This is a genomic window from Heyndrickxia sp. FW510-T9 (assembly GCF_058781025.1).
Genome location: NZ_JBYSWK010000033.1, coordinates 1 through 13,423, shown reverse-complemented (window position 1 = coordinate 13,423; position 13,423 = coordinate 1). Strand labels below are relative to the sequence as shown.

Sequence of the window (13,423 nt, the reverse complement as noted above, 5' to 3'; positions counted from 1 at the left end):
CTTTATAAGTGTTTAAAAGGACAAAAGGAAGCGAAAAGTGGAACGAGTTGTCCTTTATAAGTGTTTAAAAGGACAAGAGGAAGCAAAAAGTGGAGTGAACTGTCCTTTAGAAGGATTCAAAAGGACAAGAGGAAGCAAAAAGTGGAGTGAACTGTCCTTTATAAAGATTCAAAAGGCCAAGAGAAAGCGAAAAGTGGAGCGAGCTGTCCTTTAGAAGGGTTCAAAAGGACAAGAGGATGCAAAAAGTAGAGTGAACTGTCCTTTATAAGTGTTTAAAAGGACAAAAGGAAGCGAAAAGTGGAACGAGTTGTCCTTTATAAGTGTTTAAAAGGACAAGAGGATGCAAAAAGTGGAGTGAACTGTCCTTTAGAAGGGTTCAAAAGGACAAGAGGAAGCAAAAAGTAGAGTGAACTGTCCTTTATAAGTGTTTAAAAGGACAAAAGGAAGCGAAAAGTGGAACGAGTTGTCCTTTATAAGTGTTTAAAAGGACAAGAGGATGCAAAAAGTGGAGTGAACTGTCCTTTATAAGGATTCAAAAGGACAAGAGGAAGCGAAAAGTGAAGCGAGCTCTCCTTTAGAAGTGTTCAAAAGGACAAGAGGAAACAAAAATCGGAGTGAAGTGTCCTTTATAAGGATTCAAAAGGACAAAAGGGAGCAAAAATCGGAGCGAACTGTCCTTTATAAGCTTTCACAAGTATAGCTTCGCCAATAATTCCACCAAAGCTGTTCAAAAAGCAACAGAGATGATAAAAAGAGCCTTTGTAAAAAACAGTGTTTTGATGTAAATTACGTATTCACAGTCCGCCTACGATCCAAAATGATGAATGCTTCTATTAAGCACCAAACCTTTAATATCCATTTTCTTTTGAAAAAGCAGCAATACATAATTTTTTTCAAAAATATTACATAACAACCGAATCGATTGGTTACATTAATGAGCGTGGAGGTGATAATCATGGCTAAACAAATGAACAAAACCCAAGCCGGAACTAACGCTCAAGAAGTTAGACATCAAAATGCACAATCTGCTCAAGGATCACAAGGATCACAAGGTGCACAAGGAGCTCAAGGCGCATACGGAACTGAGTTCGGTAGTGAAACAGATGTGCAATCTGTAAGACAAGCTAACCAACAAGCTGAATCTCGCAAATCACAAAATGCAGGCAAAGCTGGTCAACAATAATAATTTAAAAAATAGGGGCATCCAAATCGTGGATGTCCCTTTTCTTATGAAATTATAAAATTTTACCATTGAAAGAAGGTTTATGCTTAGAGCGAGCGAAAATTGGCAAGCGGATTTCTCCGTCTCCTTCTTGTGGATAATAGCATCACCTCGTAACTACTTTGCAACGATTTCTTTATCCTTCCCCTAACTACGACAGCTAAATTACACTTCAAATATCACTAATACGTACGCTAGATTTGCGGAGCTTCCGTATTTTTCATAATCGACAAAACCACAAGGAAAGCGACATAACTAGTCAAAGGGATTCTTTTTCATTAAGCGAATTTATATTGAGATGAAGAGATTACAAAGGATGGTGTATGGTGAATAACTTTAATAAAATAATTTCTGAACAGATGAAAACAATGGATCAACTTTTATTTTTACAATTAGAAATAGAAAAATGTCAGGCGCTTGAAATAGAGCTGATTGAATTGCAAGAAGAAGCAAAACTTGAAAGTTTAAAAAAAGAAATAGCAGATATGAAAAGAGAGCTTCGTCAAATCCAAGAGATTTTTGAATCGCAAACAGATGAAGTAATTCGCACGTATAAAGAAACAAAAATCTTTGCTTAAGGGTAAGGGGACAAAGCGCCGATAACTTAAACTGCATAAAATGAATTAGAATAGATTAGCGTTACTCTGTTCAAGCAACTCTATTAGAAAAATAGTAATTCCCTCATGGTGAGGACAAGAAAATGTTACATATGAGTTTAGTAAGAGGGTGACACCGACATTCGTCACTCTCTTTTTGTTTTAAATTTTCGAAAAAACCGTTATAATAGTAAAAAATTCATTTTGTTTTGTGTACATATATTGGTTTCGTAACCTTATTTAACTTATGCTGCATAAATTGCACAGTTGTTTCTTAAAGTGGTTTTGGTGATTTCCGTGACAGGTATAAAATCAGCGGGAGAAAAGGGAGTGCACCTACTCATTTTGTGTTACTTATTCCGTATAAGTTATGAAAAGGAAAAAAATCACCTAAGGGGGATGTATGGATCATCATAATAAGACTATGACGAAAGAAGGGAGAATCATGAGGATTCCCGTAGAAGGAGAGACCATTCAAATACATAGCTATAAGCATAATGGTTTCATTCACAGGGTATGGGATGAAACGACGGTATTAAAGGGAACGAAATCTCTCGTTATCGGTGGGAACGATCGGACCATTGTTACGGAATCTGATGGAAGAACATGGGTCACAAGGGAACCTGCTATTTGCTACTTCCATTCTGATCATTGGTTTAATATTATTGGAATGATACGTGAGGATGGCATTTATTATTATTGTAATCTTGGTTCCCCATTTGTATATGACAGTGAAGCGTTAAAATATATTGATTATGACTTGGATATTAAAGTTTATCCCGATATGACATATACCCTCTTAGATGAAGATGAATATGAGTATCATCGAAAACAAATGGGATATCCTGATGTCATCGATCATATTTTGAGACGAAATGTGGACAACCTTGTTCGTTGGATAAGGCAAAGAAAAGGTCCATTTTCACCGGATTTTATTGATATTTGGTATGAGAGATATTTGACATACCGCTCTTAATTCTCCCAAAAAAAGACCGTGAAAGGAGCACTATTCTAGTAGTGCTTTTTGTTTTCTAATAAGAAATAAAATTCTGCTTTTTGAATCCTCTTTTATAAAAATGATCTACGTCTAGCTCCAAGTGAAATTGGCAGTTCAAATTTCACTAGCGCCTATCGGATTTCTCCGTCTCTTCCCTACGATAAGCGGGCATCAGGTGAAATTGGTAATCCTAATTTCAATAGCTCGTGGACTACCTCACTGTGTTTCCTTTATCTCAGTCGAAGACTACGAAGATGAAATTTGGAGTGCAAATTTCACTCGGTAAAATTAAACTTCAAATTTTACTCGGTAAAATTACACCTCAAATTTCACTCATCCATATGCCTATGAGCAAGGCGTTTGCGCATTTGATCTATTGGTGTAAAATAATATAGTTAATTTAAGGGAGGGTTCACGTGGGAAGTATTAGAAGATATTTGAAATTTGTTAAACCATATAAGCTGCAAATCATCGGCACTTTTATCATAGGAATAATTAAATTTGTCATACCGTTACTCATTCCTTTATTTATTAAATACGTTATCGATGATGTGATCGGAAGTCATACACTTACTACACATGAAAAAACATCCAAACTTGTTTTTTGGTTGGTTATCATGCTTGGAATTTTCATTATTGCTCGTCCCCCTGTAGAATATTTCCGCCAATATTTTGCGCAATGGACAGCAAGTAAAATATTGTATGATATTCGCGATCGCTTATTCACACATCTGCAAAAGCTTAGCTTTAAATATTATTCGAATATCCGTGGTGGAGAAGTTATTTCACGGGTCATTAATGATGTGGAACAGACGAAGGACTTTGTTATAACAGGACTTATGAATGTATGGTTAGACACTTCCACCATCATCATTGCTATTGCGATCATGTTTAAAATGGATGTAAAACTTACGCTCGTTTCCTTAATTGTGTTCCCATTTTATATTGTGTCAGTTAAATACTTTTTCGGAAATCTGCGCAAATTTACACGCAATCGTTCACAGGCATTAGCGGAAGTTCAAGGCTATTTACATGAAAGGGTTCAAGGGATGGCGGTTATTAAAAGCTTTGCCATTGAAGACCATGAACAAAAGCAGTTCAGTAAGCGTAATGCAAACTTTCTCGACAAAGCATTAACACATACAAGATGGACGGCAAAATCATTTGCAGTAGTAAATACGATTACAGATGTAGCACCGTTAATTATCATTGGCTTTGCAGGATATCAAGTCATCCAAGGGCATTTAACGGTTGGAACGATGGCAGCCTTTATCGCTTATATTGACAATTTATATAGCCCATTGCGTCGTTTGGTAAATTCAGGGACAACCTTAACACAAGCATTTGCATCTATGGACAGGGTATTTGAGCTAATGGATCAAAAATATGATATTGACGATCGTCCAAATGCTATTGAATGTGAAAATGTGGTTGGGAATATAAAATTTGATCATGTTAGCTTCGCCTATGACGCTAAAGAAGAGCCTGTTTTAAAGGACATCGATCTTAATATAGAGGTTGGTGAGACGGTTGCGTTGGTCGGTATGAGTGGAGGGGGAAAATCATCCTTAGTAAGCTTGATTCCGAGATTTTATGATGTAACAGATGGTGCTATCCTGCTTGACGGAACGGATATCCGGCAATTTAAAGTCAGAAGTTTGCGGGACAAAATAGGTATGGTGTTACAAGATAGTATTCTATTCAGCGAGTCGATTCAGTCCAATATTTTATTAGGAAAACCTGGTGCAACAGCGGAAGAAGTGTTTGAAGCTGCTAAAGCCGCAAATGCCCACGACTTTATATTAAACCTACCAAATGGATACGATACACAGGTTGGAGAACGCGGTGTGAAGCTTTCTGGTGGTCAAAAGCAAAGGATTGCCATTGCGCGAGTATTTCTGAAAAATCCACCTATACTTGTGCTGGATGAAGCAACATCGGCATTGGACTTAGAGAGTGAGCATCTTATTCAAGAGGCACTTGAAAAGCTTGCGAAGGACAGAACCACATTCATCGTAGCTCATCGCTTATCGACTATCACACATGCGGATAGAATCATCTTAATCGAGCATGGACGAATTGTAGAAATGGGAAAACACGAAGAACTGATGGCGAAAAGAGGCCATTACTTCGATCTTTTCCAGGTTCAACAATTGGACTCATAGAAAAGGGAAGCGCTGGAGTCAGACATCGATATAAATCTAATAAATTAAAAGCCGGCAGTGTTTGCCGGCTTATTCTTCGTTTATTTCCTCCACATTCACTGCATTCTTATCCTTGTGGAATGATTGAAAGCTGTCTAATAGTTTTTCAAAATGCTGCAATTGTTCTTGATAATCCACAATTGCTGATAAAAGGCGCATAAAATGGAATTGTTTCACTTGGCACTGGAATTGTTGCACATTAACCTCTTGAAGAAAAAGGTCCATTAATTGATTTCTTTGTTCTTCTATAAGTTGTACCGATTCAATTTCAGAGTCCTTGCGAATTTTACCTATAAATTTCAAAAGCAATTTTTCATGATCATTCATGATAGCATCCAAAAGCTCTTGTATTTGCTCATTTATCGAATCAGGAAGCTGGCGCAATTCCTGTTCATAGCGATGGAGTATTTCTAATATATCGAAACTGCTTTGCAATAGCGTAACCATTTGGCGATACACTACTGCTTTACGGTGTTTATCAATCGTTGATTTTTTGAAATAACTTCGCTCTTCCTTATACATGGACAGAAATTCGTTGACCCTGAGTAATCTATCCTTTAATACCGTAATATCTTTTTTCAATAACTGATGCTCAGCTGCATGTCTGCTTGTCAGTCTAATCCATCTTAGTACATCCTCAGTAACGTTAGAAATACCATTATATAGTTTCGTTTCGTATTTTGGCGGGAGGAAGATTAGGTTTACAATAAAGGCAGATAAAATTCCAAGTAATAATGTTGAAAAACGTATACCTGCAAATTGTAAAAAATGCTCTCCCGGTGTCTCCATTAATGCTATCAAGGTTACGAGACCTAGACTTACGTTATTTTCAAGTTTCAACTTTAGCATAATAATAATAGTGATAATAGCGCCAAGACCGACAACTAATACATTATTATTAAATAACATTACTAATACGACCCCAACTACTGCACCAATCAAGTTGCCTTGTAGCTGTTCTACAATAGATAAATAGGATCGATAAATAGTTGGCTTAATAGCAAAAATAGCAGCGATTCCGGCAAATACAGCGTTTGGCAAATGCATCGCTCTTGCTAAAAATAAAGCCAGTACAATAGCTATTCCCGTTTTAAAAATGCGGGCCCCAAGCTTCATAACAAAATAAATCCCCTTTAAATGAATAATCTTTAATTTATGTCTAGAACAAGCAGCCGTTGGCTAGCGGATTTCTACGTCTTCTCCTTACGATAAGCGGGCATTAGCCCGTGAACCACCGTAGCACGGTTTCCTTTATCTCAATCGAAAACTACGAAATACATACGCGGATGACCAAGGCGCTTTCGCTTTTCTTACAACATCTCCGTAATATACATTGGAAATGCAAGAATATCAAGAGTTATTTATTAATATCATACCCAAAAACTATCGATTTTGTTAAAGAGTCCTACTCTTGTCCACAAATTCGTAATAAAGAATGATATGTCGTGAATAGGGGAAGTATGCTAGATTAATAAAAAACCTAAAGACGAGTTATGCTGCCTTTAGGTTTTTTTAAAATTAGGATTTAATACCGCCTTATGCATACACGTTCACTAAAGTTATTCGTACCGAATAAAAATCGTTCACATAAGGCTAATCAACAATATTCGATTATATATCCTTTTATTAAAGTTGTGAGAAAGCGTAGTCAACCGCCTTGATGGATTCAGTAATATCCTCTTCCGTATGAGCGGTTGTAATGAACCAAGCCTCATATTTAGATGGTGCGAGGTTAATTCCTTGATGAAGCATTAATTTAAAAAACTTCGCGAACATTTCGCCGTCCGTTGCTTCTGCTTGTTTATAATTTACTACTTTTTCCTTCGTAAAGTATATGGTTAATGCACCTTTAAGACGATTAATCGTAATAGGTGTATTGTATTTTTTAGCTGCTTGTAAAATTCCTTCTTCCAGCATTTTACCTAGATCATCTAATTTTTCATATACACCTTTTTCTTTCAACACTTCCAAACATGCGATACCAGCTAGCATGGATGCAGGATTTCCAGCCATTGTTCCTGCTTGATAAGCTGGACCAAGTGGTGCAACCTTTTCCATAATTTCTTTACGGCCACCGTAAGCGCCAATCGGTAAGCCACCGCCGATAATTTTCCCCATAGCAGTTAAATCCGGAGTAACTCCTAGAAAGTTTTGGGCGCCGCCATACATGAAACGGAAAGCAGTGATAACTTCATCATAAATCACAAGCGCACCTGCATCATGTGTAAGTTTATTCACTTCCTCTAAGAATCCAGGTTTCGGTTCAACGATTCCGAAATTCCCAACAATAGGTTCAACAAGTACAGCTGCAATCTCATCTCCCCATTTTTGTAACGCTTCTTTAAATGGTTCAATATCATTGAAAGGGACAGTAATAACTTCCTTTGCAATGGCTTTTGTTACACCAGCAGAATCTGGCATACCTAGCTGAGATGGTCCTGATCCAGCTGCAACAAGGACAAGATCCGAGTGACCATGATAGCACCCTTCAAATTTAATGATTTTATCACGTCCTGTAAAAGCTCTGGCAACACGAATGGTTGTCATTACTGCTTCCGTACCAGAATTTACAAAGCGCACCTTATCTAAAGATGGAATTGCTTCTCTTAGCATTTTTGCAAATTTTACTTCAAATGGAGTTGGTGTCCCGTATAAAACGCCATTTTCAGCTGCCGTTTTAATTGCTTCTGTAACATGCGGATGTGCATGACCTGTAATAATTGGACCGTATGCTGCAAGATAATCAATATAACGATTATCATCAACATCCCAAAAATATGCGCCGTTTGCTCTCTTCATCGCAACTGGTGAGCCGCCTCCAACCGCTTTGTATGATCGAGAAGGACTGTTAACACCCCCAACAATATGTTGTAATGCTTCACTATGTAATTGTTCCGACTCCGTATAGTTCATTTGTATTCCTCCAATTTTAAAATCCATCCTTCATTTTAGTCCTCAAAGAAAATACTGTCCAATAAAAGTTTCATACATAAAAGTATGCGAGCGTACAATACAATAGATGGTCTTGCAGTTTTAAATTAATGGAGTGAAATAAATGTATAATCTCCTTATTATCTTAGTTATTATTTGTATTTGTATGAGTTTAAGAACTTTGTTTTTTTCACATAAATTGAAAAATAAACAAATATCGTTTGATAACTTCTTGTTCTTAGCCTTTGCTTACTGTGTCATCATGATTGGATTTGGCCTCATTTTTTTGTTACTTGAAATAAAAGGGTTTAACATCATTATCGATCATGGCGCAGGATTAACAGGTTCCTATTTTCATATGCTGTATACATCTATTTATTTAAGTGCGGTAACCTTATTTTCTGTTGGCTTTGGGGATGTGGTTCCTTTAGGGATTGGCAGAGCAATTGTCATCATCGAAGCTCTAATTGGCTACACCATTCCTGCTGCTTTTGTTGTGAAAACAGTTCTATTCGAACAAGTTAGTTTTAGAAAAAAGTAGATTGTTTGCGTTGTATAAAACATTTCGATAAGCTAATGTTAATAAAAATTTTGACTGGAGATGAAGAAGATGTCTATTGAAGTGGGAGCAAAAGCACCTGATTTTGAATTGCATGCTAATAATGGTGAGGTAATAAGATTATCAGATTTCCACGGAAAGAAGCATATTGTTTTATATTTTTACCCAAAGGATATGACACCGGGATGTACGACCGAAGCATGTGACTTTCGCAATGCTTATAAAGAATTCTCCAATCTGGATGCTGTAATTTTAGGAATTAGTCCAGATGATGTGAATTTGCATCAAAAATTTATCAATAAATACGAGTTACCTTTTTTACTATTAGCAGATGTAGACCATAAGGTTGCGGAAAGCTATGAAGTATGGCAGTTGAAGAAGAATTTCGGCAAAGAGTACATGGGAATCGAAAGAAGTACTTTCATTATTGATAAAGAAGGAAATGTTGCAAAAGAATGGAGAAAGGTCAAAGTGGATGGACATGTCGAAGAGGCACTGACATTTATTAAGGAAAATCTGTCTTAACTTTTGATGCCTATTTTATAAAGATAACGGCATTTGTCCACTCCAAATGATGCGACTAACATACAGTATAGTAGGGCATACCTCCTCAGATAGTCTTTTTTAGAGTCGAATCTCTCGGCTCTTTTTTTTTATGAAAAAATATATTGTTGGTCGACCTGCTTGCACCAACCTTTATAAAGGACGAATAACAGTGCAATGAAAGCAAGGTGGCCAACATTTATATACCAGGTTGTGAGCGGACGCTTTTGAATGTTTTTTATTCTAGAGAGAGGCTAATTTTCACACAATTATATAAATGGTACAATTAATTTAAAAATGAAAGAAAGGGGAAAATCATGAAAACGATTTTTACATTTATTCCGCCAGATGATTTGAAAGAGGACTTAATCAACAGTTTTCCAAATGAGGATTTTTCCTTTTATCCGGATATACAACATGCTGAACAAGCACTTCCACAAGCAGAGGTAATCGTCACGTTTGGAGAAGACTTATTGGAAAAACATATTGACCAATCAGATCAACTTAAGTGGATTATGGTCACATCGGCTGGTCTTGAAAGAATGCCGTTACAAGCGATTAAAGATAAGGGGATTCTCGTAACAAATGCACGTGGAATTCATAAAACTCCAATGGCTGAATTTACGATCGGGTTAATGCTGCAATATGCCAAGCAGTTTCCTGTTATGCAAAAACAGCAAAAGGAGCATGAATGGAAAAAGGGATTATCAATTCTTGAGCTTTCTCGGAGAATCATCTTGATTGTCGGAGCAGGTTCCATTGGAAGTGAAATTGCAAGATTAGCAAAAGCATTTGGAATGAAAACAATCGGTGTGAATAAAAGTGGTAATCATGTAGATCATTTTGATGAAATGTATACGTTGAATTCCGTTCATGAGGGATTAAATGGTGCTGATTTCATTATCAATATTTTACCTAGCACACCAGAAACGAAGCATTTTTACCAAAAGGACCATTTTGAAAGCATGGAAAGATCGGCTGTTTTCATGAATATTGGCAGAGGGGATGCAGTAAAAACAGATGTATTATTGGAAGTGATGCAGGAAAATCTGATAGATCATGCGTTTTTAGATGTATTTGAGGAAGAACCATTACCTACAGAACATCCATTTTGGAGTATGAAAAATATAACCATCACTCCACATATTTCAAGTAATACAAATCTTTATCTTCCTAGAGCATTTGATATATTAAAGCATAACTTTCGTACATATACTAATAAAAAAGATAACTTTTTGAACGTGATCGATTTGGAAAAGGGGTATTAAAATGAAAATATATACGAAGACAGGCGACAAAGGAACAACATCTCTAGTGTATGGAACAAGAATTGCAAAAAACGATATTCGAGTAGAAGCTTACGGAACATGTGATGAGGCGAATTCTGCAATTGGCCAGGCTTTGAGTTTTTTGAAAGAAGCAACCTTTCCGGAAAAAGCTGAGGTAGAGGAAGTGTTTCATAAAGTCCAAACAGCTCTCTTCCATGTTGGGGCGGAATTATCTACACCAGCAAATAAAGAAGTGAAATGGAAAATAAACGAGGAAGATATTGATAATTTGGAGCATATTATTGATAAATGGGATTCGACTTTACCACCATTAACTAACTTTATACTTCCGGGGGGCCACCCAACAGGAGCGGGCTTTCATTTCGCCAGAACCATTGTCCGTAGAGCGGAAAGATGTGCGGTGTCTTTAGAAGATGTAAATCCACTGGTTCTATCTTATTTAAATCGACTATCGGATTTTCTATTTGTTGCTGCGCGTTTTATCAATTATCGTCTAAATGAAAATGAAAAAACCCTTCATCAAGCTTGAAAACATTGACAGAATAGCCTTCAGCTTAGTAAACTAATTGTAGATATTATAAAGTAATAATAAATTTCTTTTAGAAAAGAGGTGCATGACGGTGTCTGAACATCAAATGAAAGAAGCCATTGATACGTTAAAGGAAACGGGTGTTAGAATCACACCGCAACGTCATGCGATATTAGAGTATTTAATTCAATCGATGTCACATCCTACCGCGGATGACATTTATAAGGCGCTTGAAGGGAAATTTCCCAATATGAGTGTTGCCACTGTATATAATAACTTACGCGTATTTCGTGAAGTTGGACTAGTGAAAGAACTAACATATGGAGATTCATCAAGCCGATTTGATTTCGTCACAACAAATCACTATCATATTATCTGCGAAGAATGTGGAAAGATTGTTGACTTCCATTATCCTGGACTTGATGAAGTGGAACAGCTTGCATCACATGTTACAGGATTTAAAGTGAGTCATCATCGCATGGAAATTTACGGCACATGCCCAGGCTGCACTAAAAAACAAAGTGTACATTAAAATAGGCTCTTTTCTTAAACTTTGTTGCTTTTGTAAAAGAAAATCTTAGCATCTTCTTCATTTGCTATAAGAATAGGTAACCTTATTAAGAAAAGATGTCACAAAACTAATCCTAAGTTAGGATTTAAAACAAAGGTTAAAATCTGCTTTTGGATTTTAACCATTTTTACGAAAATAGCATAAAAAAAAGAATGGCTCGAGTCACTCGATACCATTCTTTTTTTTATGCTTTTGAATTCCGAGATTTACGATTGTAGTTCTCGTCGAATTCTTTCCCTTCTAAATTCGGATCTAATGTCAACGGCTCTTTACAATGCATACACATATCGACACGTCCCAATATTTTTGTTGGCTTTTGACAATTTGGGCAGACGACCTGTACTGCTTTCGTAGATAACATTCCAATCCAAAAGTACACCATTGTACTAGCGATAATTGAAAGTAATCCAAGAATCATAAAGATTGTCATGACGAGAAAATGCGATCTGAAGAAAATCCCGATATACATAATGATAAATCCAACGAATATTAAACTTAACGCAAAAGTGCGTATTTTATTAATTTTACTAGACTTTTTTGCCATTAGGTTCCCTCCTAAATGTTACTATATCATAAAAAGATTATAAATGTAGCGTTACAAAATGGACAGAATTAGTACTTTAAAAATAGCAGGAAATTTAATATGATTGTCGAAGTATAGTTAAGAAAAGAAGAAGTGCTTTGTTCATCCTCTAGCCGATAGACGGTATTAAAATTGAAGTACAGATTTCACCTGGAGCTGAACAAAGTCTATACTTGTTATTTAAACAAAACTATAAACTTTATATCTCTATTAAGGATTTTTGGAGGAATCGAATATGGAGGACATCCTTCGTCCAATTTATCAAGAAAGAGCAAGTCAATTGAATACGCTCGGAGTACTAAGTATTGAAAAAATCCAGAATACGAGTGCAGTAACAGATACATTCGATGCTGTGCTGCTAATAGTGGTAAAAGATGCACCGGAATCTGTCTTTATCAAACATTACACTTATGAAAATAAAAAAGCATCTTTGCATATTGTTAGAGAAGATCAATTGCGGGAATGGCTCTTATTAGGTACAAATCGCAAAATAGTAGAGTGGATTCTCCATGGAAAAATACTATTTGATCGAAATGAATTTATGAGTAATCTGCGAGAAGAGCTTCAGGACTTTCCATTTTACGATCGAAAAATAAAAATCGGACTTGAATTCGCAAAGCTTGTCCGTAGATATATGGAAGGAAGGGCGCTTTTTGATAATAAGCAATACTTAGATGCCTATACTCATGTTGCACATTCCTTGCATCATTTAGCTCGTCTTGCGATTATTGAAAAAGGATTTCATCCTGAAATTACGGTATGGAACCAAGTGAAACAAATGGAACCAGAAATATTCAAGCTGTATGAAGAATTGATTACAAGTGATGAACCACTTGAAAAAAGATTAGAGCTTCTGTTTATTGCTAGTGAGTTTTTAATACATTCTAGAACTCGTTTTGGTGCAACACATTTATTAGAAATAATGAGGACAAAGGATGTATGGACGATAAACGATCTTCTATCTTATTCGGAATTGGAACATTACGATGTTGATTTAAGTATGTTGTTGGAGTTTTTATTAGAGAAACATTATATTGATGAAGTAAGAATTGAAACAAAAGGACAAGATATTTATCACCGTCATTACTGCATTTCAAAAAAATTATCGTAAAATATTAAATTATGTATTGACGTTTCATTTTAAACTTGATATATTAATAAACGTCGCTGCTAGATGTTGAATCAACGCGGCGGCGAAGAAATAAAAAAAGTGTTGACAAGCAGAAAATGCTTTGATAAAATAATAAAGTCGCTGTCACGAAGTGGTGACACGAAATTGATCTTTGAAAACTAAACAGAACGAAACGTCAATGTTTTAAATTTATGAGCTATATCAAACATCTTTTTGGAGAGTTTGATCCTGGCTCAGGACGAACGCTGGCGGCGTGCCTAATACATG

The 13,423-nt window shown here is 36.2% G+C and carries 13 protein-coding genes; 10 read left to right on the top strand and 3 right to left on the bottom strand.

Annotated features, from left to right (window positions below; genetic code table 11):
* Nucleotides 1-955 precede the first annotated feature (955 nt).
* The 4 genes from AC3WJF_RS15780 to AC3WJF_RS15765 all read left to right on the top strand — a co-directional run bounded on the left by AC3WJF_RS15780 (nucleotide 956) and on the right by AC3WJF_RS15765 (nucleotide 4,980).
* Nucleotides 956-1,183 (top strand): gamma-type small acid-soluble spore protein, encoded by a 228-nt coding sequence (locus AC3WJF_RS15780; protein ID WP_492453861.1) that lies wholly within the window; start codon nucleotides 956-958, stop codon nucleotides 1,181-1,183.
* Nucleotides 1,184-1,545: 362 nt separating this feature from the next.
* Nucleotides 1,546-1,800 carry a YgaB family protein gene (locus AC3WJF_RS15775; protein ID WP_492453859.1) on the top strand — a complete coding sequence of 85 codons (255 nt, stop codon included), beginning with the start codon at nucleotides 1,546-1,548 and terminating at the stop codon, nucleotides 1,798-1,800.
* Nucleotides 1,801-2,263: 463 nt separating this feature from the next.
* On the top strand, nucleotides 2,264-2,794 hold the full coding sequence (gene ntdP / locus AC3WJF_RS15770; protein WP_492453929.1) for a nucleoside tri-diphosphate phosphatase: 531 nt from the start codon (nucleotides 2,264-2,266) through the stop codon (nucleotides 2,792-2,794).
* A 437-nt stretch (nucleotides 2,795-3,231) separates the two neighbouring features.
* Nucleotides 3,232-4,980 (top strand): ABC transporter ATP-binding protein, encoded by a 1,749-nt coding sequence (locus AC3WJF_RS15765; protein WP_492453856.1) that lies wholly within the window; start codon nucleotides 3,232-3,234, stop codon nucleotides 4,978-4,980.
* Nucleotides 4,981-5,049: 69 nt separating this feature from the next.
* Here AC3WJF_RS15765 and AC3WJF_RS15760 read toward each other — a convergent pair whose 3' ends face one another.
* Nucleotides 5,050-6,135 carry an FUSC family protein gene (locus AC3WJF_RS15760; protein ID WP_492453853.1) on the bottom strand — a complete coding sequence of 362 codons (1,086 nt, stop codon included), beginning with the start codon at nucleotides 6,133-6,135 and terminating at the stop codon, nucleotides 5,050-5,052.
* Between the two features lie 510 nt (nucleotides 6,136-6,645).
* Nucleotides 6,646-7,932 (bottom strand): glutamate-1-semialdehyde 2,1-aminomutase, encoded by a 1,287-nt coding sequence (locus AC3WJF_RS15755; RefSeq protein ID WP_492453850.1) that lies wholly within the window; start codon nucleotides 7,930-7,932, stop codon nucleotides 6,646-6,648.
* A 142-nt stretch (nucleotides 7,933-8,074) separates the two neighbouring features.
* Between AC3WJF_RS15755 and AC3WJF_RS15750 the strand changes: the two genes are divergently transcribed.
* From AC3WJF_RS15750 to perR, 5 genes are all read left to right on the top strand, one after another.
* Nucleotides 8,075-8,491, top strand: coding sequence for an ion channel (locus AC3WJF_RS15750; protein WP_492453847.1), 417 nt, complete (start codon nucleotides 8,075-8,077; stop codon nucleotides 8,489-8,491).
* A 69-nt stretch (nucleotides 8,492-8,560) separates the two neighbouring features.
* Nucleotides 8,561-9,034 (top strand): thioredoxin-dependent thiol peroxidase, encoded by a 474-nt coding sequence (gene bcp / locus AC3WJF_RS15745; RefSeq protein WP_492453845.1) that lies wholly within the window; start codon nucleotides 8,561-8,563, stop codon nucleotides 9,032-9,034.
* 335 nt (nucleotides 9,035-9,369) lie between these two features.
* On the top strand, nucleotides 9,370-10,320 hold the full coding sequence (locus tag AC3WJF_RS15740; RefSeq protein WP_492453843.1) for a D-2-hydroxyacid dehydrogenase: 951 nt from the start codon (nucleotides 9,370-9,372) through the stop codon (nucleotides 10,318-10,320).
* 1 nt (nucleotide 10,321) lies between these two features.
* The gene (locus AC3WJF_RS15735; protein ID WP_492453840.1) at nucleotides 10,322-10,870 is read left to right on the top strand and encodes a cob(I)yrinic acid a,c-diamide adenosyltransferase; all 549 of its coding nucleotides are present in this window, start codon (nucleotides 10,322-10,324) and stop codon (nucleotides 10,868-10,870) included.
* Nucleotides 10,871-10,955: 85 nt separating this feature from the next.
* Nucleotides 10,956-11,402, top strand: coding sequence for a peroxide-responsive transcriptional repressor PerR (perR, locus tag AC3WJF_RS15730; protein ID WP_492453838.1), 447 nt, complete (start codon nucleotides 10,956-10,958; stop codon nucleotides 11,400-11,402).
* A 223-nt stretch (nucleotides 11,403-11,625) separates the two neighbouring features.
* Here perR and AC3WJF_RS15725 read toward each other — a convergent pair whose 3' ends face one another.
* The gene (locus AC3WJF_RS15725) at nucleotides 11,626-11,985 is read right to left on the bottom strand and encodes a YgzB family protein (protein WP_492453835.1); all 360 of its coding nucleotides are present in this window, start codon (nucleotides 11,983-11,985) and stop codon (nucleotides 11,626-11,628) included.
* A gap of 274 nt (nucleotides 11,986-12,259) precedes the next feature.
* Here AC3WJF_RS15725 and AC3WJF_RS15720 point away from each other — a divergent pair, with 274 nt between their 5' ends.
* Complete coding sequence (locus tag AC3WJF_RS15720; RefSeq protein ID WP_492453832.1) at nucleotides 12,260-13,135, top strand: nucleotidyltransferase-like protein; 876 nt, start codon at nucleotides 12,260-12,262, stop codon at nucleotides 13,133-13,135.
* Nucleotides 13,136-13,423 lie beyond the last annotated feature (288 nt).

Bases quoted from the DNA above. Each gene is read 5' to 3' on its own strand.
- AC3WJF_RS15775 (WP_492453859.1), top strand. From the start codon at position 1,546: ATGGTGAATAACTTTAATAAAATAATTTCTGAACAGATGAAAACAATG.
- AC3WJF_RS15750 (WP_492453847.1), top strand. From the start codon at position 8,075: ATGTATAATCTCCTTATTATCTTAGTTATTATTTGTATTTGTATGAGT.
- AC3WJF_RS15740 (WP_492453843.1), top strand. From the start codon at position 9,370: ATGAAAACGATTTTTACATTTATTCCGCCAGATGATTTGAAAGAGGAC.
- bcp (WP_492453845.1), top strand. From the start codon at position 8,561: ATGTCTATTGAAGTGGGAGCAAAAGCACCTGATTTTGAATTGCATGCT.
- AC3WJF_RS15780 (WP_492453861.1), top strand. From the start codon at position 956: ATGGCTAAACAAATGAACAAAACCCAAGCCGGAACTAACGCTCAAGAA.
- AC3WJF_RS15735 (WP_492453840.1), top strand. From the start codon at position 10,322: ATGAAAATATATACGAAGACAGGCGACAAAGGAACAACATCTCTAGTG.
- ntdP (WP_492453929.1), top strand. From the start codon at position 2,264: ATGAGGATTCCCGTAGAAGGAGAGACCATTCAAATACATAGCTATAAG.
- perR (WP_492453838.1), top strand. From the start codon at position 10,956: ATGACGGTGTCTGAACATCAAATGAAAGAAGCCATTGATACGTTAAAG.
- AC3WJF_RS15760 (WP_492453853.1), bottom strand. From the start codon at position 6,135: ATGAAGCTTGGGGCCCGCATTTTTAAAACGGGAATAGCTATTGTACTG.
- AC3WJF_RS15720 (WP_492453832.1), top strand. From the start codon at position 12,260: ATGGAGGACATCCTTCGTCCAATTTATCAAGAAAGAGCAAGTCAATTG.
- AC3WJF_RS15725 (WP_492453835.1), bottom strand. From the start codon at position 11,985: ATGGCAAAAAAGTCTAGTAAAATTAATAAAATACGCACTTTTGCGTTA.
- AC3WJF_RS15755 (WP_492453850.1), bottom strand. From the start codon at position 7,932: ATGAACTATACGGAGTCGGAACAATTACATAGTGAAGCATTACAACAT.